Origin of the sequence: Pseudomonas sp. NFACC46-3 (assembly GCF_900114515.1) — a bacterium.
Taxonomy (GTDB): Bacteria; Pseudomonadota; Gammaproteobacteria; order Pseudomonadales; family Pseudomonadaceae; genus Aquipseudomonas; species Aquipseudomonas fluorescens_Q.
In genome coordinates, this window is sequence record NZ_FOTH01000017.1 from 82,148 (window position 1) to 101,230 (window position 19,083).

Below are 19,083 nucleotides of genomic sequence, written 5' to 3' on the forward strand. Positions count from 1 at the left end.
TGATCCGGTGGGAGCGTCACGCTCTGATGGCGCGATCACTCTAAGTCTGAGTGACACGGTCCTGAAAAAGTTTTACCGAGTTTTTCAGCGCATAGCCGGACAGCCGTGCTTCCTCCCCTAGCCACTGGAAGAACGCCCGCACCGGGGGATGGCGTTCGCGGCCCGGGACGCACAGGGCGCTATAGCCAGCACCATTGACCTGGACGTCCGGGCGATAACCCACCAGCAAGCCACTGGCGATGCTTTCGGAAGCCAGGATATTGCTCGCCAGCACCAGGCCCTGCCCGGCGATCGCCGCTTGCAAGGCGTAATGCTCCTCGTCGTACGCGCGCATGCACGGCTGCCGGGTAAGCCAGGTTTCCCCGGCCTGGGCGCACCAGGCATCCCAACCGTGGGCGTACAGCTTGGAATTGTGCCAATGCACGCTGATCAGCGTCGGCACCTGCCGTGCCGCCAGGGCCACCTGTTCAGGCGAGCCATAGACCCCGAAGCTTTCATCGAACAGGCACATGCCGTACAGGTTCGGGTAGGCGTCCAAGCTGTAGCGCACCACCAGGTCGACGCTGGCGTCCTGGTGCAGGTCGATCACTTCGCAGTGGGTGTCCAGGCGCACGTTGATGTTCGGGTGACGCGCATAAAAACGCCCCAGGCGAGGCACCAGCCACAGGGCGGCAAATGCTGCGGTGGTGGACAGTGTCAGGTGGCTGGTGCTGCGTTGCGGGCGCAGGGTGTCGACGCTTTGTGCCACTTCCAGCAACGCCCCGTGCAGGCTGTGGAACAAGCGTTGCCCGCCGTCGGTGAGGCGTACCTGGCGTGGCAGGCGTTCGAACAGCGCCAGCCCCAGCCAGCTCTCCAGGGATCGAATCTGATGGGAGACCGCCGTAGGCGTCACCGACAGCTCCGCCGCAGCCGCCTTGAAACTGAGCAGCCGCGCGGCAGCCTCGAAGGCGCGCAGGGCGTTGAGCGGCAGGTTGGCGAACATCCTGATTCTCCTGAAATGCAATGGATGAAACTAACTCATCCAGATGAACTAACGCTCATTTGTCTGTCAGCGGCAACGAGCTTCAAGCTGCAAGGCATAAGCAGTGTTGATTGTAGCCGCATAAAAGGAGATTCAGATGAGTAATATTCTTGTGGTGCATGGCAGTCCCCGTGGCGAGCGCTCTCATTCCCGGCGCTTGGCCGAGGTCTTTGTGTCGGCGTGGCAGGCCGCCCATCCACAATCGCAATTGACCCGTCGAGAAGTTGGACGGACGGTGATTGCGCCGGTCAACGAAGCGTTCATCGCCGCGGCGTTCTACCCCGAGCCCCAGGCCCGTCCGTTGATCATGCAAGCGGACCTGGCCCTGAGCGATGCCTTGGTCGAGGAGTTGCAAGCCCATGACCGACTGGTGATCTCCGCGCCCATGCACAACTTCAGCGTGCCCGGCGGCGTGAAGGCCTGGATCGACCAGATCGTGCGCATCGGGCTGACGTTCAACCACAGCCTGGATAATGGCGTGTCGCACTACGAGCCGCTGTTGCTGGGCAAGAAGGCGCTGATCGTGACCAGTCGCGGCGATTTCGGTTTCGGGCCTGGCGGCCCGTTGGAGAGCATGAACCACGCCGACACGCTGTTGCGCACCGTCCTGGGGTTTATCGGCATTACCGATGTGACGGTGGTGGCGGCAGAAGGCGAGGAGTCGGCCGAGCGCAGCTTTGCGTTGTCCTGCGCCGAGGCCGAGGAGCGTTTGCTGGCCTTGGCGCGGTCCTTCTGAGAAGGGCTGTTGCGCAGCCCAACGGGAGCAAGCGCCCTCGCCACGGATTCATCTGGATGTCATAGACTGGTCATCATCAGTACCGATGCTGACCCCTCTTGATCACAAGGATGTCGCCATGTCGCAACGCTGCGCCACTCGTTATCCGCTGGTACTGGTCCCGGGCATGCTCGGGTTCATACGCCTGGTGTTGTATTCGTACTGGTATGGGATCGTCTCGGCGCTGCGTCGCGGCGGGGCAGTGGTCGTGGCGGTGAAGGTTTCGCCGCTGCATTCTTCCGAGGTGCGCGGCGAGCAATTGCTGGCGCGGATCGAGGAGATCCTGCGGCAAACCGGTGCGCAGAAAGTCAACCTGATCGGCCACAGCCAGGGCAGCCTTACCGCCCGCTATGCGGCGGCCAAACGGCCGGACCTGGTGGCGTCGGTCACGTCGGTGGCCGGCACCAACCACGGCTCCGAACTGGCGGATTACCTGCAAGCCCACTACCCCGCCGACAGTGCCAAGGGGCGCGTGCTCAGTGCCGTGCTGCGCCTGATCAACACCCTGATGAGCCTGCTGGAAACCGGCTATCGCGGGCCGAAGCTACCGGTGGATATACAGGCGTCCCATGCTTCCCTGACCACCGCCGGGGTGGCGCTGTTCAACCAACGTTATCCACAGGGCTTGCCGCAAACCTGGGGCGGGAATGGACCGGAAGAGGTCAATGGCGTGCGTTACTACTCGTGGTCCGGCACCTTGCAGCCAGGCAAGACCGATAGAGGGCGCAATCTGTTCGACGGCACCAACCGCACTTGCCGTTTATTCGCCCGCACCTTTGTCAGGGAAGCGGGGCAATGCGATGGCATGGTCGGACGCTACAGCTCTCACCTGGGCACGGTCATCGGCGATGACTATCCGCTGGACCATTTCGATATCGTCAATCAATCGCTGGGGTTGGTGGGCAAGGGGGCCGAGCCGATCCGGTTGTTTGTCGAGCATGCCGAGCGGTTGAAGGCTGCCGGGGTGTAGCCTGTTGGACCGCGTTATCGTTCATCGCGAGCAAGCGCTAGATCAGGCCCTGAGGGTCAACCTGGGGAAGGTGTAACAGGCGTTGTCTACACTGCACCTCATCGCCGCACCCTCGTGCGGCAGCCAGGAGAACCACCATGAAGATGCTGCGTGTCCCTCTGTTGATGATCGGTTTGCTACTGTGTTCCCAGGGCTTCGCCGAGACGGCGCAGCAGACCAAGATGACCACCTGCAACGCCGATGCCACCGCCAAGGCGCTCAAGGGTGACGAGCGCAAGGCGTTCATGAGCACCTGCCTCAAGGCTGCACCGAGCACCCCGCAGGAACGCATGAAAACCTGCAATGCCACGGCCACCACCCAGGCATTGAAAGGTGATGCCCGCAAGGCGTTCATGAGTGAGTGCCTGAAGAAAAAATAAGCGTTGAACCCATGAGCCCTATCGCGAGCAAGCGCGCTCCCACGGTGGGGCTGTGTTGCCCGGTCCAGGGTGGGAGCGAGCTTGCTCGCGATGGGGCCGGCACATCCACCGCAAAAAACCCTGAACTGCGACGAAGGTTGGCCGATACAATCCCTAGTGCTGCTAGTGGAAGGCTGGCAGACTGCCGATCCTTTCACGCCGTTTTGTCCTGAGGCTGTATGCCAACGTTTTCTCAGCGTCATGTGTTGTTGGTGATCAGTTGGGTGATCATTTTTGGTGGGCTGTTGCTGGTGCTGCCGCTGCGCCTGTTGCCGAGCCTGCTGGCCGGGTTGCTGGTGTTCGAACTGGTCAACATGCTCACCCCGCAGTTGCAGCGACTGATCGAAGGCCGCCGTGCTCGCTGGTTGGCGGTGGCGTTGCTGGGCACGCTGGTGGTCAGTGTGCTGACGTTGATCTTCGCCGGCGCTTTCAGTTTCCTGTTGCATGAAGCGGAAAACCCGGGCGCGTCCCTGGACAAGTTCATGACCGTGGTCGACCGTGCCCGTGGGCAATTACCGCCGTTCATCGACGCTTACCTGCCGGCCAGCGCCGCCGAGTTCCGGGTGGCGATCGGTGACTGGGTGAGCAAGCACCTGAGCGACCTGCAACTGGTGGGCAAGGACGCGGCCCACATGTTCGTGACGCTGCTGATCGGCATGGTGCTGGGGGCCATCGTTGCCCTGCAGCGCATCCCCGACCTGACCAAGCGCAAGCCTCTGGCCGCGGCGCTGTTCGATCGCCTGAACCTGCTGGTCAAGGCGTTTCGCAACATCGTCTTCGCCCAGATCAAGATTTCCCTGCTCAACACCTTCTTCACCGGGATTTTCCTGGCGGTGGTGCTGCCGTTGTTCGGCATCAAGCTACCGCTGACCAAGACCCTGATCGTGATGACCTTCCTGCTGGGGCTGCTACCGGTCATCGGCAACCTGATGTCCAACACCCTGATCACTATTGTCGGCTTGTCGCTGTCGATCTGGGTGGCGGTGGCGGCGCTGGGTTACCTGATCGTGATCCACAAGCTCGAGTACTTCCTCAACGCCCGCATTGTCGGCGGGCAGATCAGCGCCAAGTCCTGGGAGTTGCTCATGGCGATGCTGGTGTTCGAAGCCGCGTTCGGCCTGCCGGGGGTGGTGGCGGGACCGATTTATTATGCGTATCTCAAGAGTGAGTTGAAGCAGGTGGGGATGGTTTAGGAGCAGCGGCAAGTTTTCAGCGGCAAGCTACAAGTAGAAGCCAACCTGCTTTCACTTGCCGCTTGCCGCTTGAAGCTGCTCCTCACCCATACCGCTTCATCGCCTCGATCGCCAACCCGCTGCCAATGCTGCCGAAGATATTGCCTTCCACATGCCGCGCCTGGGGCAGCATCGCCGAGACGCTGTTGCGCAGCGCCGGGATGCCGCTGGAACCGCCGGTGAAGAACACTGTGTCCACCTGATCGACCCGCACGTTGGCATCGTCCAGCAACTGCGTGACGCTGCCGCGCACTCGCTCCAGCAAGCCGTCGATGGCCGACTCGAACAAGGCCCGGCTCAGGTCCACGCTCAGGCCCGGCTCGATCCGGTCCAGGAGCAAATGACGCTGGTCGGCGTGGGTCAGCTCGATCTTGGTTTCTTCCACTTCCATCGCCAGCCAGTGCCCGGCGCGCTGTTCGATCAGTTTGAACAACCGGTCGATGCCGCCGGTGTCTTCGATGTCGTAGCGCATGCTGCCCAGGGCGAGGGTGGATTTTTGCGAGTACACCGCGTTGATGGTGTGCCAGGTCGCCAGGTTCATGTGGTGACTGGTGGGCATGTAGGCGCCACTCTTCATGCGGCTGCCGTAGCCGAACAGCGGCATCAGGCCGGCTAGCGAAAGTTGCTTGTCGAAATCGGTCCCGCCGATGTGCACGCCACCGGTGGCAAGGATGTCGGCGTGGCGGTTGTCGTGGGTACGGCGCTCGGGGGACAGGCGCACCAGGGAGAAGTCCGAGGTACCGCCGCCGATGTCGACGATCAGCACCAGCTCTTCTTTCTCGATGGTCGATTCATAATCGAAGGCCGCGGCGATGGGCTCGTACTGGAATGAAACCTCCTTGAAGCCGATGGCTCGGGCGACGTCCACCAGGGTGTTTTCCGCTTCCTGGTCGGCCATTTCATCGTCGTCGACGAAAAACACCGGGCGACCCAGCACCACTTCTTCGAACTCCCGACCGGCGGTGGCCTCGGCGCGTTTCTTCAACTGGCCGATGAACAGCCCCAGCAGATCCTTGAACGGCATGGCCGTGCCCAACACGCTGGTGTCGTGCTTGATCAGCTTGGAGCCCAGCAGGCTCTTGAGCGAGCGCATCAGCCGGCCTTCGTAGCCTTCCAGGTATTCGTGCAGGGCCAGGCGGCCATACACCGGGCGGCGTTCCTCGAGATTGAAAAAGACCACCGAAGGCAGGGTGATCTTGTCGTCCTCCAGCGCGATCAACGTTTCCATGCCGGGGCGCAGCCAGCCGACGGTGGAGTTGGACGTGCCAAAGTCGATGCCGCAGGCACGGGCCGGGGATGCGTTTTTCATGTCTTTCGGGTTCCAGTTGAAAAAACGGCCGCGCAGTGTATGTCAGTGCGGCCCGGATTCGAAGGCCGGTTATCTGCTAATTCGCAATCGTTGGCCTTGAAAGACGCCCCGACACCCCCAAACTTGCTGGCATGAGCCTGGCAGCCACAGGGCGGGCACAAGAACCGCCACCGACTGCCGATAAACTTCTGCTGCACCGCCCGGTCACAAACCTTGAGATCGGTCAAACCCCAGGACTTGTATCACGAGCATGCTGAGGGTGGTGGTGCGATTCGATAATGGATGGTGATCCTTCAATGGACTTCAAAGACTATTACAAGATCCTGGGTGTGGAGCCGACGGCCGACGACGCCACGATCAAGGCCGCCTATCGCAAATTGGCGCGCAAGTACCACCCGGATGTCAGTAAGGAAAAAGACGCCGAGACCAAGTTCAAGGACGTCTCCGAAGCCTATGAAGCGCTGAAGAGCGCCGACAAGCGCGCCGAGTACGACGACCTGCGCCGTTATGGCCAGCACGGCCAGCCGTTCCAGGGCCCGCCGGGTTGGCAAAGTCGTGGCGGTTTTGGCGGTGGCCAGGACACCGGCGACTTTTCGGACTTCTTCAGTTCTATTTTCGGTAATCGCGGACCGGGTTTCGGTGGTGGACAGTCAGGTCGCAGCGCCGGCCGTCGAGGGCAAGACGTGGAAATGGAATTGCCGATCTTCCTGGAAGAGACCCTGTCGAGCGAGTCGAAGAAAGTCAGCTTCCAGGTGCCGCAGTACAACGCAGCCGGCCAGCATGTGAGCAACACCAGCAAAAGCCTGAACGTAAAGATCCCGGCCGGTGTGACGGACGGCGAACGCATCCGCCTCAAGGGCCAGGGCGCGCCGGGTATCGGTGGCGGTGCCAATGGTGACCTGTACCTGACCATTCGCTTCGCGCCGCACCCCAAGTTCGACGTCGAAGGCCAGGACCTGATCATCACCTTGCCGCTGGCCCCGTGGGAATTGGCCCTGGGCACCGAAGTGGCGGTGCCGACCCTCACCGGCAAGATCAACCTCAAGGTCCCGGCCGGCAGCCAGAACGGCCAGCGCATGCGCGCCAAGGGCCATGGCCTGCGCAACAAGGCCGGCGAGCGCGGTTATCTGTTCGTGCAGCTCAAGGCCGTGATGCCCAAGGCCAACGATGAGGCGGTCAAGGCACTGTGGGCAGAACTGGCGAAGAAAGCCGCGTTCGATCCGCGGGAGAATTTCTGATGGTTGCTGGTTGCTGGTTGCTGGTTGCTGAGGCATTCATTTGATTGGCCAGGCAAGAAACCGTGGCGAGGGGATTTATCCCCGTTGGGCTGCAAAGCAGCCCCAAAAAGGCTGAGCGCAATCAGCCTGACATACCGAGGCGGTGAGTCTTGGGGCTGCTACGCAGCCCAGCGGGGATAAATCCCCTCGCCACAGGTGTTTGTGTCCACAAGGGCAGTCACGGCTAGACTCGACAGTTACGCATTGGGAGAAGCAGACCATGAACAACCCGATCATTGAACTGACCCTGACGGAGTTCTGCGAGGCCGCCGCGTTGCAGGATGTCCACGTCATCGAAATCGTCGCCCACGGCATCCTCGAACCCCATGGCGCGGCTCCGGCGGATTGGCGTTTCACTGACTACGAACTGGTCCTGGCCCGCCGCGCGGCCAAGTTGCGCCGCGAGCTGGAGCTGGAATGGGAAGGCGTCGCCCTGGCGCTGGACCTGCTGGAGGAAGTGCAACAACTGCGCAGCGAAAACCGCATGCTCAAGCAGCGGTTGGGGCGGTTGGTGATCGACTAGGTGTATCGGCACATCAATCCAGCCCTATGTATCGGCGATGGCGACCATTGGTCGCCGTCATTTAAGCGTTGATAACTTAGCTTGTGTTTCGGATGTTGCTGTTCTGTTCAGGCAGCGGCATCAGGACCTTTAAAGTTCTGGTGATCTGTATAGGGTTACCTGAAGGGTCGTATTTCACGTGATACTCATGCTCGGCATTATTTCCCCACGCGCTTGGAGGGGGAACAGGAATACGTCCATCTTTAACGGGGCCGTTGTCCCAGATTAACTCCATTGATCTCTCATCGGGGCTGATGAGACTTACCTGTCCGCCCGAGTCATTAAAGCGGGGCGTTGATTTTAGTGGGCGTGGTGGCGGAGGAATTTCCCTAACACGTCGGGTAACATTGGTGGTTGGTTGAGTCTGTGTGGTTGGGGGAGGGGGCGCGATGATTGTAGGTTCGGTGCGCACTGGCTGAGATCCGGTAGGAGTGTAAACAATAGCAGTGGTACTTCTAGAACTTCGGGTAAGGGAAGCTAAGCTTGAGGACCTAGATGGAAGAACAAGCCTTCTGCCCTGCCCGACATGCCCCGTCGGATCCGAAAAATTCACCGGATCTCCCACGCAATACATGTACGCATTCAACCCACCCTTCCCAAATGGGCTCAAACTGTCCGGGCTATGAAAGCGCATCAATACCGGGTTGTAGACGCGATAGCCCTTGCCCAAAAAATACCAACCCAGCCGCGCCTCCCGCAGTTCACCATTAAAGCCTAGCTTCGTCGAAATCATCTGTTGCGTGGACTGCTGTCCGTAAGCGGAATATGCGATAGAACGGGTCTGACTCTCCGAAACTTCAGCGAGGATGGAGTGCTTGTCATCCGCGGCCAGCAGAATGGTTTGGGATTGGCGCGAATGTACATCATCAGGGCGAGAGCGGGTCATGACGGGCCTTCCCTTGTGCTGAGTGCCGACATTAATCAACGTCTCCCGTTTTACCCGTATTTTGTAACGCTGGTAACTAGCAGAAGTGTTAGTGGCTGCCGCCTTCGGCATAGCAGCCATTTCCTTTGCGAACACCGATTCAAAACAGAAAATACCGCTGCGCCATCGGCAGCACCTCTGCCGGTTCACACCACAGCAACACCCCATCGGCCTTGACCTGGTACGTCTGTGGATCAACGTCGATGCTCGGCAGGTAGTCGTTGTGGATCAAGTCGGTCTTCTGCACATCGCGACAGCCCTTGACCACGGCGATTCTCTTCTTCAAGCCCAATTGCTCCGGTAGCCCCGCCTCGGCGGCGGCCTGGCTGATGAAGGTCAGGCTGGTGGCGTGCCGCGAGCCGCCAAAGCTTGCGAACATCGGTCGGTAGTGCACCGGTTGCGGCGTCGGGATCGAGGCGTTGGCGTCGCCCATCAAGCTGGCGGCGATGGCCCCGCCTTTGAGGATCAGGGTTGGCTTGACGCCGAAGAATGCCGGCCGCCACAGCACCAGGTCGGCCCACTTGCCCACTTCGATGGAGCCCACTTCATGGCTGATGCCGTGGGTGATCGCCGGGTTGATGGTGTACTTGGCGATGTAGCGCTTGATGCGGAAATTGTCGTTGCCTTCGCCGTCGCCGGGCAGGGCGCCGCGTTGCTTCTTCATTTTGTCGGCGGTCTGCCAGGTGCGGGTGATGACTTCGCCGACGCGGCCCATGGCCTGGCTGTCGGAGCTGATCATCGAGAACGCACCGAGGTCGTGGAGAATGTCTTCGGCGGCGATGGTTTCGCGGCGGATGCGGCTTTCGGCGAAGGCCACGTCTTCGGCGATGCTCGGGTCCAGGTGATGGCAGACCATCAGCATGTCCAGGTGTTCGTCGATGGTGTTGCGGGTGAACGGCCGGGTCGGGTTGGTGGAGCTGGGCAATACGTTGGGAAAACCGCAGGCCTTGATGATGTCCGGCGCATGCCCGCCACCGGCACCTTCGGTGTGGTAGGTGTGGATGGTGCGGCCCTTGAACGCGGCGAGGGTGGTTTCGACGAAACCGGACTCGTTGAGGGTGTCGGTGTGGATCGCCACCTGCACATCGTACTGGTCGGCCACGCTCAGGCAGTTGTCGATGGCCGCGGGCGTGGTGCCCCAGTCTTCGTGGAGCTTCAGGCCGATGGCTCCGGCCTTGACCTGTTCGATCAGCGGCTCCGGCAGGCTGGCGTTGCCCTTGCCGGTGAAACCGATGTTCATCGGGAACGCATCGGCGGCCTGGAGCATGCGCGCCAGGTGCCACGGCCCGGAGGTGCAAGTGGTGGCGTTGGTCCCGGTGGCCGGGCCCGTGCCGCCGCCGATCATGGTGGTCACGCCGCTCATCAGCGCTTCTTCGATCTGCTGGGGGCAGATGAAGTGGATGTGGGTGTCGATACCGCCGGCGGTGAGGATCATGCCTTCGCCGGCGATCACTTCGGTGCTGGCGCCGATGGCGATGGTCACGTCGGGCTGGATGTCCGGGTTGCCGGCCTTGCCGATGGCCGCGATGCGCCCGTCCTTGAGGCCGACATCGGCCTTGACGATGCCCCAGTGGTCGATGATCAGCGCGTTGGTGATCAAGGTGTCGACGACCTCGGCGGCCAGCAGCTGGCTCTGGCCCATGCCGTCGCGAATCACCTTGCCGCCACCGAACTTCACCTCTTCGCCGTAGGTGGTGAAGTCCTTTTCCACTTCGATCCACAACTCGGTGTCGGCCAGGCGGACCTTGTCACCGACGGTGGGGCCGAACATGTCGGCGTAGGCTTGTCTCGAAATTTTCATGTGCTTGCCTTGGAATTCAATATTCGAAATTTGCGATCACTGTGGCGAGGGAGCTTGCTCCCGCTGGGCTGCGCAGCAGCCCCCAAAAACAGGGCCGCTGCGCGCCCCAGCGGGAGCAAGCTCCCTCGCCACAAAGGCGTGTCAATCCAGGTCGCCCATCACCCGCCCGGCAAACCCGAACACCCGCCGATGCCCGGCCAGGTCCACCAGCTCCACCTCGCGGCTCTGGCCTGGCTCGAAGCGCACGGCGGTGCCGGCCGGGATGTTCAGGCGCATGCCGCGGCTGGCGGCACGGTCGAAGGTCAGGGCGTCGTTGGTCTCGAAAAAGTGATAGTGCGAGCCGACCTGGATCGGCCGGTCACCACTGTTGGCGACCTTCAGCGTAAGGGTGCGTCGGCCGACGTTGAGCTCGATGTCGCCAGGCTGGACCTGGTATTGCCCTGGAATCATTGCGGTTGCCCCAAAGTCTTGTAGTAAATGGCGGTCGGTGTGTAGGTCCCGTCCGGGCTCTGGCAGTAGTCGGGCAGCTCGCCGACGCGGGTGTAGCCCATGGCCCGGTAGAACGCCTCGGCCTCGGAACCGGCCTCGGTGTCGAGGTACAACAGGCCGCGCTTGTGCTGACGGGCGCCGAGTTCCAGGGCATTCATCAATTGCTGGCCGAGGCCCCGGCGGCGCGCCTCGCCGCGGACCAGCAGCTTCTGCACTTCGGCGCGATTGAGACCGTTGGGCTTCTGGCACAGGGCAAGCTGGACGCTGGCCTGCACCTGTTCATCCTTGACCACTACCCACAGCAGCAAGTGGCCCTGGTTGAGGCTGGCCTGGACCTCGTCGAAATAGGCGCGGGCCTGGACGGCATCGAGGTCGGCCATGAACCCCACGCTGGCGCCATAGCCGACGGCATCGAGCAACAGATCGATCAGGCCCTGGCGATAATGCGCAAAGCTTTCAGCGTGGACTCGACGCAACTGGGCGGGGTTCATAGGCATCACTCCTTGTCTAAGGCAGGCGGTTGCGCCCCGGGATCGAGGACCAACTGCATGAAAGTCAGGTCCAGCCAGCGACCGAACTTGGTACCCACCTGGGGCATTTGCCCGGTGGTGATGAAACCGGCTCGCTCGTGCAAGCGAATCGAGGCGGTGTTGCCGCTTTCAATGGCGGCGACCATGACGTGCTTGGCGCAGGCCCTGGCGCGCTCGACCAGCGTGGTCATCAGGCGTGGACCGAGGCCGTTGCCGCGCTGATCGCTGCGTACGTACACCGAATGCTCCACGGTGTGCCGGAAACCGTCGAAAGGCCGCCAGTCGCCGAATGAAGCGTAGCCGAGCACGTTCTCCTCGGCGTCGACCACCACCAGCACCGGGTAGCCTTGGGATTGCCGGGCGCTGAACCAGGCCTGGCGATTGCCCAGGTCCACGGCCTGTTCGTTCCAGATCGCGGTGGTGTTCAGCACCGCGTCGTTGTAGATGTCGCGGATCGCTGGCAGGTCGGTCGGCTGGGCGTCGCGCACGAGATAGGTCATGGCATGGCCTCAGGCGATCGGTTGATGGACGGTGACCAGTTTGGTGCCGTCGGGAAACGTCGCCTCGACCTGGATCTCGGGGATCATTTCCGGGATGCCTTCCATCACCTGTTCGCGGCTCAGCAGCGTGGTGCCGTAGTGCATCAGCTCGGCCACGGTCTGGCCGTCACGGGCGCCTTCGAGCAGGGCCGCGGAAATATAGGCCATGGCCTCCGGGTAGTTGAGCTTCAGGCCACGGGCCAACCGTCGTTCGGCGACGAGGCCGGCGGTGAAGATCAGCAGCTTGTCTTTTTCGCGTGGGGTCAGGTCCATGTGCAATCCATAAGGGCAGATAAATAGTTTTCGCTGTAAACACATCCCCCTGTGGGAGCGAGCTTGCTCGCGCCCACAGGAAAGCAAATTCAGGTGCTCCAGATTCTCGGGGGGACGGCCTCCCGACCGAGCAGCGCCGGGCGCAGGAGCCGCCACAACGCAATCAACCACCCCCGCGCCAGCAACGCCTCGCTCGCCAGGCACCGCGCCACGACCAGGCCGGGCAACTGGGTCAGGTCACCGCGCACGGCATGGCCCAGGGAGCGGCACTGCTCCAACAGCTCGCTGTCGATCTCGCCGGTCACCCATAACGTGGCAAACACCGGATCCCCGCCCAGGCCGATGGGCGAGTCGAGCAAGCCATCACCGCCCACAATGCGCTGGCGCTCATGCCACAGCAACTGGCCGTCGCGACGAATGTCCAGCCGCGACTGGAAATGCCCCAGGTCGAACCGCTCGCCGCTGGCCGGTCGGCCGAGGGCAACCATGTCCCAGTAGAACAAACGCCCGTCGCCCTGCAGGTCTATGCAGGTGCTGAGTTCGGCCTGGGCCGCGCTGAAGACGATGGTTTCCTGGGGCAGCCATTCCAGGGTCGCGCCGGGAGCCACGCTCAGGGTCAACTGCTGGTACGCCGGGCCGGCGGCGCGATACCACTTGGCCGCGCCGGGGCTGGTTAACTGCGCCCAGGCGTCCGGGCCGACGTGGGCCGAAATGTCCAAGCGGTCACCGCCGGCTATCCCACCGGGCGGGTGGACGATGATGTGCTGGCACACCTCGGGGCCTTCGGCATACAAGTGCTTCTGCACCCGCAGCGGGCCTTTATGGCGGCGCTGTACCGGGCGTGTGCAGTCGCCAAAACGGGCGTAGATCAGTTCCAGCTCGGCATGCCAGCTAGGGGTGAACACGCCTGAAGGCGCCAACGAAGAGACAGGTAGATTCATGATTTTCAATGATCGTCAGGACGCTACAGACTAGATCGTAACCAGGCCGCGCACACCCTCGGCTTCCATATTTTCTCCACGCCCTTGCTGCACGATCTCGCCCCGGGACATCACCAGGTATTGATCGGCCAGCTCGGCGGCGAAGTCGTAGAACTGCTCCACCAGCAGAATCGCCATGTCGCCCCGGGCGGCCAGCTTCTTGATGACCGCGCCGATCTCCTTGATCACCGACGGCTGGATGCCTTCGGTGGGCTCGTCGAGAATCAGCAGGCGCGGACGGCTGGCCAGGGCCCGGCCGATGGCGAGTTGCTGCTGCTGGCCGCCGGACAGGTCACCGCCACGACGCTGCTTCATCTGCAGCAGCACCGGGAACAGTTCGTAGATAAACGCCGGCACCTCCTTGGCCTCGGCGCCGGGAAACCGCGACAGGCCCATCAGCAGGTTTTCTTCCACCGTCAGCCGCCCGAAAATCTCCCGGCCCTGGGGCACGTAGGCGATGCCGGCATGCACCCGTTGGTGTGGCTTGAACGTGGTGATGGCCTTGCCTTCCCAATTCACCGCACCTTCCTTGGCCGGCAACAGGCCCATCAGGCATTTGAGCAGGGTGGTCTTGCCCACGCCGTTGCGACCCAGCAGGCAGGTCACTTCGCCGATCTTCACGTCGAACGAGAGGCCCCGAAGGATGTGGCTACCGCCGTAGTACTGGTGCAGCTTGTCGACTTGCAGCATCTTCCAGAATCTCCTCAAGTTCCCTGTGGGAGCGAGCTTGCTCGCGATAGCGGTGGGTCAGCTTGCTTAGGTGCTGAATGTGTCGCCGCCATCGCGAGCAAGCTCGCTCCCACAGGGAACAGCATTTGCCACTCTAGCGACCGAGGTACACCTCGATCACCCGCTCATTGTCCTGCACCTGTTCCAGCGACCCTTCGGCCAGCACGCTGCCCTGGTGCAGCACGGTGACGTGGTCGGCAATCGCGCCGACGAAGCCCATGTCGTGCTCTACCACCATCAGCGAATGCTTGCCCGCCAGGGACTTGAACAGCTCGGCGGTGAACTCTGTCTCGGCGTCGGTCATGCCCGCCACCGGTTCGTCGAGCAGCAGCAATTGCGGGTCTTGTACCAGCAGCATGCCAATCTCCAGGAACTGCTTCTGCCCGTGGGACAGCAACCCGGCGGCGCGGTTGACCGAGTTGGTGAGGCGGATGGTCTCGAGCACTTCGCTGATGCGATCGTGCTGCTCGCCAGTGAGTTTCGCCCGCAGGCTGGCCCACACCGATTTGTCGGTCTTGAGCGCCAGCTCCAGGTTTTCGAACACGCTCAACGCTTCGAACACCGTGGGTTTCTGGAACTTGCGCCCGATGCCCGCCTGGGCGATCTGCACTTCGCTCATGCTGGTCAGGTCCAGGGTTTCGCCGAACCAGGCCTTGCCGTGGCTGGGGCGGGTCTTGCCGGTGATCACGTCCATCAACGTGGTCTTGCCCGCGCCGTTGGGGCCGATGATGCAGCGCAATTCGCCGACGCCGATGTACAGGTTCAAATCGTTCAAGGCCTTGAAGCCGTCGAAGCTGACGCTGATGTCTTCCAGGGTCAGGATGGTGCCGTGGCGGGTGTTCAGGCCAACGCCTGCCGCCTGGCCGAGGCCGATGGCGTCGCGGCTGCTGCCGGCGTCCTGGTTGGGTTCCGGCGGAAAGAACGCAGGTTCGAGCATGAATTCGGCACTCGCTGTGATTCTCATTGTTCACCTCGTTTCTTCAGCAACCCGATCACGCCCTTGGGCAAGTACAGGGTCACGACGATGAACAGCGCACCGAGGAAGAACAGCCAGTACTCAGGGAAGGCCACGGTGAACCAGCTCTTCATGCCATTGACTACGCCGGCACCCAGTAGCGGTCCGATCAGCGTGCCGCGCCCGCCAAGGGCGACCCACACGGCGGCTTCGATGGAGTTGGTCGGCGACATTTCGCTGGGGTTGATGATGCCCACCTGCGGCACGTACAAGGCCCCGGCCAGGCCGCACAGCACCGCGCTCAATACCCAGACGAACAGCTTGAAGCCACGGGGATCGTAACCGCAGAACATCAGTCGGTTTTCCGCATCGCGCAGGGCGGTCAGCACCCGGCCGAACTTGCTGCGGGCCAGGCGCCAGCCGATGAACAGGCTCGCCACCAGCAACAACACCGTGGAAAAAAACAGCACGGCCCGGGTGCCCGGTTCGGTGATGCCAAAGCCCAGGATCGAGCGGAAATTGGTGAAGCCGTTGTTGCCACCGAACCCGGTTTCGTTGCGGAAGAACAGCAGCATCCCGGCGAAGGTCAGGGCCTGGGTCATGATCGAGAAATACACGCCCTTGATCCGCGAACGGAAGGCGAAGAAACCGAACACCAGCGCCAGCAGCCCCGGCGCCAGCACCACCAGGCACAGGGCCCAGAGAAAACTGTCGGTGCCGGACCAGTACCAGGGCAGTTCGGTCCACGACAGGAACGTCATGAACGCCGGCAAGCCATCACCGGCGGCCTGGCGCATCAGGTACATGCCCATGGCATAGCCGCCCAGGGCGAAGAACAGGCCGTGACCCAGGGACAACAAACCGGCGTAGCCCCAGACCAGGTCCAACGCCAGGGCGACGATGGCGTAGCAGAGGATCTTGCCCACCAGGGTCAAGGTATAGGCTGAAACGTGCAGTGGATGGTCCGCCGCCAACAGCGACAGCAGCGGCAGGCTCAGCAGCACCGCCAGGATTACCGCGCCGACGGCGAGGGTGAGTTTGGGACCGGCCTTTTGCGTGGCCGTGAGCATCAGGGGCTGGTTCATCAGTCGATTACCCGTCCTTTGAGCGCGAAGAGGCCTTGCGGACGCTTCTGGATGAACAGAATGATCAGCGCGAGGATCAGGATCTTGCCGAGTACGGCGCCGATCTGCGGTTCGAGGATCTTGTTGGCGATGCCCAGGCCGAACGCGGCGAACACGCTACCGGCCAACTGGCCGACGCCGCCGAGCACCACCACCAGGAACGAGTCGATGATGTAGCTTTGGCCCAGGTCCGGGCCGACGTTGCCGATCTGGCTCAGGGCCACGCCACCGAGCCCAGCGATGCCCGAGCCGAGGCCGAAGGCGAGCATGTCCACCCGCCCGGTGGGCACACCGCAGCAGGCGGCCATGTTGCGGTTCTGGGTGACGGCGCGCACGTTCAGGCCCAGGCGCGTCTTGTTCAGCAGCAGCCAGGTCAGCACCACCACGAACAGTGCGAAGGCAATGATCACGATGCGGTTGTATGGGAGCACCAGGTTCGGCAATACCTGAATCCCGCCTGAGAGCCAGGCCGGGTTGGCGACTTCGACGTTCTGCGCGCCGAACACCAGGCGCACCAGTTGGATCAGCATCAGGCTGATGCCCCAGGTGGCGAGCAGGGTTTCCAGCGGGCGCCCATAGAGGTGGCGAATCACCGTGCGCTCCAGGGCCATGCCGATGGCGGCGGTCATAAAAAATGCCACCGGCAGGGCGATCAGCGGGTAGAACTCGATGGCGTTCGGGGCGAAGCGCTGGAACAGCATCTGCACCACATACGTGGAATAGGCGCCGAGCATGAGCATTTCGCCGTGGGCCATGTTGATCACCCCCAGCAAGCCAAACGTGATGGCCAGGCCGAGGGCGGCGAGCAACAGGATCGAACCCAGGGACATGCCACTGAAGGCCTGGCCCAGCAGTTCGCCCACCAGGAGTTTGCGTTTGACTTGGGCGAGGCTGGTTTCGGCGGCGGTGCGCACGTTGGCATCGGTTTCGACGCCGGGCTCAAGCAAACCTTCCAGGCGGGTACGGGCCAGCGGATCGCCGGTTTCCCCCAGCAGGCGGACGGCGGCCAGGCGCACGTTCGGGTTGGTGTCCACCAGTTGCAGGTTCGCCAGGGCCAGGCTCAGGGCGGCATGTACATCTTCGTCCTGCTCGCCGGCCAGTTGCCGATCGAGAAACGCCAGTTGCGCCGGGCGCGCAGTTTTTTGCAGCTGCTGCGCGGCACCCAGGCGTACGCGGGCATCGACGGCGAGCAGTTGATGGCTGGCGAGGGCCGTTTCGATCAGCCCGCGCAAGCGGTTGTTCAGGCGCAGGGTCTTGGGTTGGCCGTCGACGGTCAACTGGCCCTGTTGCAGGGCATTGATCAGTTCGACGCGCTCAGGCTCCGGCTGGGCGGCCCAGGTTTCCAGCAGCTTGGCTTGCTGGGTCGGGTTGGCGGCGACGAAATCTTCGGCGTCACCGGCGTGGGCCTCCAGTGGCAACAGCAGCACCAGGGCGAGGATGAGGCGGTAGAGGGCGGTGGGCATATGCTAGGCCTTGCGCAGTGCTTTTTGTGGGAGCGAGCTTGCTCGCGATAGCGGTGTGTCAGTCACTGTTCTTCTGGCTGATCCACCGCTATCGCGAGCAAGCTCGCTCCCACAGGGGTTGTGTGTCGGCCCGGGGATTGGGGCCGACACCCATGGGCTCAGTTGCTCTTCACCGCATAGTCAGGCTTCTTGTCGTTGCCGGCGATGAAGGGGCTCCACGGCTGGGCGCGGATCGGGCCTTCGGTCTGCCAGACCACGTTGAACTGACCGTCGGCCTGGATCTCGCCGATCATCACTGGCTTGTGCAGGTGATGGTTGGTCTTGTCCATGGTCAGGGTGTAGCCCGACGGTGCGGCGAAGGTCTGGCCGGCCAGGGCTTCGCGGACTTTGTCGACGTCGGTGGACTTGGCTTTTTCCACGGCTTGCGCCCACATGTGAATGCCGACGTAGGTGGCTTCCATCGGGTCGTTGGTCACCGCTTTGTCGGCACCTGGCAGGTTCTTGGCCTTGGCGTAGGCTTTCCAGGACTCGACGAATTTCTTGTTCGCCGGGTTATCCACGGATTCGAAGTAGTTCCACGCCGCCAGGTTGCCCACCAGTGGCTTGGTGTCGATGCCGCGCAGTTCCTCCTCGCCCACCGAGAACGCCACGACCGGTACGTCGGTGGCTTTCAGGCCCTGGTTCGCCAGTTCTTTATAGAACGGCACGTTGGAGTCGCCGTTGACTGTGGAAATGACTGCGGTCTTGCCGCCAGCCGAGAACTTCTTGATGTTGGCTACGATGGTCTGGTAGTCGCTGTGGCCGAACGGGGTATAGACCTCTTCGATGTCTTTGTCTGCCACGCCTTTGGAGTGCAGGAACGAACGCAGGATCTTGTTGGTGGTGCGCGGGTAGACGTAGTCGGTGCCCAGCAGGAAGTAGCGCTTGGCACTGCCACCTTCTTCGCTCATCAGGTATTCCACTGCCGGAATCGCCTGTTGATTCGGCGCCGCGCCGGTATAGAACACGTTTGGCGACATCTCTTCGCCTTCGTACTGCACGGGGTAGAACAGCAGGCCGTTGAGCTCTTCGAACACCGGTAGCACGGATTTACGCGACACCGACGTCCAGCAGCCGAACACCACCGCGACTTTGTCCTGGGTCAGCAGTTGACGGCCCTTCTCGGCGAACAGCGGCCAATTCGACGCTGGGTCCACGACCACCGCTTCAAGCTTCTTGCCGTTCACACCGCCCTTGGCGTTGATCTCATCGATGGTCATCAGCGCCATGTCCTTGAGGGACGTCTCGGAGATCGCCATGGTGCCGGACAGCGAATGCAGGATGCCGACCTTGATGGTCTCGGCGGCCTGGACGGTCCAGGCCATGCCCATCGCGGCAATGCTTGCCGAGAGTGTAAAAGCCTTGATCAAGCTACGACGCTTCATTGTGCGATCTCCGTGGACTTATGAATTTTTTTTGAGGGCAGATGCAAACGCTGAAAGCGCTTTTGCAAGGGGTGTGCCCGGTCGGAAAAAAGGCCCGGAAACAGGGGGGTGGTGGGGGGAGGGAAAAGCGTGGTGCACCATGAGTGATCGCGTCATGGGGTTTGGTGCGAGGGATGCGCCACATTGGAGCGCGGGGTTGAAGCCTTGCCGAGACTCTGCTTGTGAATACACCCTGTGGCGAGGGAGC

Annotated in this window: 20 protein-coding genes; 6 read left to right on the forward strand and 14 right to left on the reverse strand. The window is 62.2% G+C overall.

Features of this window, described 5'->3' with window-relative positions:
- Positions 1-40: 40 nt before the first annotated feature.
- Entirely contained in the window at positions 41-982 is a 942-nt protein-coding gene (locus BM300_RS17805) for a LysR substrate-binding domain-containing protein (protein WP_092463428.1), read from the reverse strand.
- 136 nt (positions 983-1,118) lie between these two features.
- Between BM300_RS17805 and BM300_RS17810 the strand changes: the two genes are divergently transcribed.
- From BM300_RS17810 to BM300_RS17825, 4 genes are all read left to right on the forward strand, one after another.
- The gene (locus BM300_RS17810) at positions 1,119-1,757 is read left to right on the forward strand and encodes an FMN-dependent NADH-azoreductase (RefSeq protein ID WP_092463430.1); all 639 of its coding nucleotides are present in this window, start codon (positions 1,119-1,121) and stop codon (positions 1,755-1,757) included.
- A gap of 118 nt (positions 1,758-1,875) precedes the next feature.
- Positions 1,876-2,766, forward strand: coding sequence for an esterase/lipase family protein (locus BM300_RS17815; RefSeq protein WP_092147009.1), 891 nt, complete (start codon positions 1,876-1,878; stop codon positions 2,764-2,766).
- A 137-nt stretch (positions 2,767-2,903) separates the two neighbouring features.
- Positions 2,904-3,185: a PsiF family protein gene (locus BM300_RS17820; RefSeq protein ID WP_092147012.1), complete on the forward strand. Its 282-nt coding sequence runs from the start codon at positions 2,904-2,906 to the stop codon at positions 3,183-3,185.
- A gap of 218 nt (positions 3,186-3,403) precedes the next feature.
- A complete protein-coding gene (locus tag BM300_RS17825; RefSeq protein ID WP_003197331.1) occupies positions 3,404-4,417 on the forward strand; it encodes an AI-2E family transporter in 1,014 nt (337 codons plus the stop codon).
- Positions 4,418-4,499: 82 nt separating this feature from the next.
- Here BM300_RS17825 and BM300_RS17830 read toward each other — a convergent pair whose 3' ends face one another.
- Complete coding sequence (locus BM300_RS17830) at positions 4,500-5,765, reverse strand: Hsp70 family protein (RefSeq protein WP_092463432.1); 1,266 nt, start codon at positions 5,763-5,765, stop codon at positions 4,500-4,502.
- Between the two features lie 296 nt (positions 5,766-6,061).
- Here BM300_RS17830 and BM300_RS17835 point away from each other — a divergent pair, with 296 nt between their 5' ends.
- Positions 6,062-7,003 carry a DnaJ C-terminal domain-containing protein gene (locus tag BM300_RS17835; RefSeq protein ID WP_063323147.1) on the forward strand — a complete coding sequence of 314 codons (942 nt, stop codon included), beginning with the start codon at positions 6,062-6,064 and terminating at the stop codon, positions 7,001-7,003.
- Positions 7,004-7,262: 259 nt separating this feature from the next.
- Positions 7,263-7,565 (forward strand): chaperone modulator CbpM, encoded by a 303-nt coding sequence (locus tag BM300_RS17840; protein WP_092222454.1) that lies wholly within the window; start codon positions 7,263-7,265, stop codon positions 7,563-7,565.
- 76 nt (positions 7,566-7,641) lie between these two features.
- On the opposite strand, the gene BM300_RS17845 is transcribed toward BM300_RS17840, so the two are convergent.
- The 12 genes from BM300_RS17845 to urtA form a co-directional block, all read right to left on the reverse strand.
- A complete protein-coding gene (locus tag BM300_RS17845) occupies positions 7,642-8,490 on the reverse strand; it encodes an RHS repeat-associated core domain-containing protein (protein WP_256575840.1) in 849 nt (282 codons plus the stop codon).
- Positions 8,491-8,629: 139 nt separating this feature from the next.
- Positions 8,630-10,330: an urease subunit alpha gene (gene ureC, locus BM300_RS17850; RefSeq protein ID WP_063325175.1), complete on the reverse strand. Its 1,701-nt coding sequence runs from the start codon at positions 10,328-10,330 to the stop codon at positions 8,630-8,632.
- 141 nt (positions 10,331-10,471) lie between these two features.
- Positions 10,472-10,780, reverse strand: coding sequence for an urease subunit beta (locus BM300_RS17855; RefSeq protein WP_092222458.1), 309 nt, complete (start codon positions 10,778-10,780; stop codon positions 10,472-10,474).
- Positions 10,777-11,310 carry a GNAT family N-acetyltransferase gene (locus BM300_RS17860; RefSeq protein ID WP_072340210.1) on the reverse strand — a complete coding sequence of 178 codons (534 nt, stop codon included), beginning with the start codon at positions 11,308-11,310 and terminating at the stop codon, positions 10,777-10,779. Before BM300_RS17860 ends, BM300_RS17855 begins: the two co-directional genes overlap by 4 nt.
- A 5-nt stretch (positions 11,311-11,315) precedes the next feature.
- Entirely contained in the window at positions 11,316-11,849 is a 534-nt protein-coding gene (locus BM300_RS17865) for a GNAT family N-acetyltransferase (RefSeq protein ID WP_092222460.1), read from the reverse strand.
- Positions 11,850-11,858: 9 nt separating this feature from the next.
- On the reverse strand, positions 11,859-12,161 hold the full coding sequence (gene ureA, locus BM300_RS17870) for an urease subunit gamma (protein ID WP_003197350.1): 303 nt from the start codon (positions 12,159-12,161) through the stop codon (positions 11,859-11,861).
- Between the two features lie 89 nt (positions 12,162-12,250).
- Positions 12,251-13,102 carry an urease accessory protein UreD gene (locus BM300_RS17875; RefSeq protein ID WP_092222462.1) on the reverse strand — a complete coding sequence of 284 codons (852 nt, stop codon included), beginning with the start codon at positions 13,100-13,102 and terminating at the stop codon, positions 12,251-12,253.
- 30 nt (positions 13,103-13,132) lie between these two features.
- Positions 13,133-13,831 (reverse strand): urea ABC transporter ATP-binding subunit UrtE, encoded by a 699-nt coding sequence (gene urtE / locus BM300_RS17880; protein ID WP_092347266.1) that lies wholly within the window; start codon positions 13,829-13,831, stop codon positions 13,133-13,135.
- 133 nt (positions 13,832-13,964) lie between these two features.
- Positions 13,965-14,834, reverse strand: coding sequence for an urea ABC transporter ATP-binding protein UrtD (urtD, locus tag BM300_RS17890; protein ID WP_092222468.1), 870 nt, complete (start codon positions 14,832-14,834; stop codon positions 13,965-13,967).
- Entirely contained in the window at positions 14,831-15,910 is a 1,080-nt protein-coding gene (gene urtC, locus BM300_RS17895; protein WP_092463436.1) for an urea ABC transporter permease subunit UrtC, read from the reverse strand. The genes urtD and urtC overlap by 4 nt, the downstream gene beginning before the upstream one ends.
- The gene (gene urtB / locus BM300_RS17900; RefSeq protein WP_092347254.1) at positions 15,910-17,412 is read right to left on the reverse strand and encodes an urea ABC transporter permease subunit UrtB; all 1,503 of its coding nucleotides are present in this window, start codon (positions 17,410-17,412) and stop codon (positions 15,910-15,912) included. The genes urtC and urtB overlap by 1 nt, the downstream gene beginning before the upstream one ends.
- Before the next feature lie 158 nt (positions 17,413-17,570).
- Positions 17,571-18,836 (reverse strand): urea ABC transporter substrate-binding protein, encoded by a 1,266-nt coding sequence (urtA, locus tag BM300_RS17905; RefSeq protein WP_063323138.1) that lies wholly within the window; start codon positions 18,834-18,836, stop codon positions 17,571-17,573.
- Positions 18,837-19,083 lie beyond the last annotated feature (247 nt).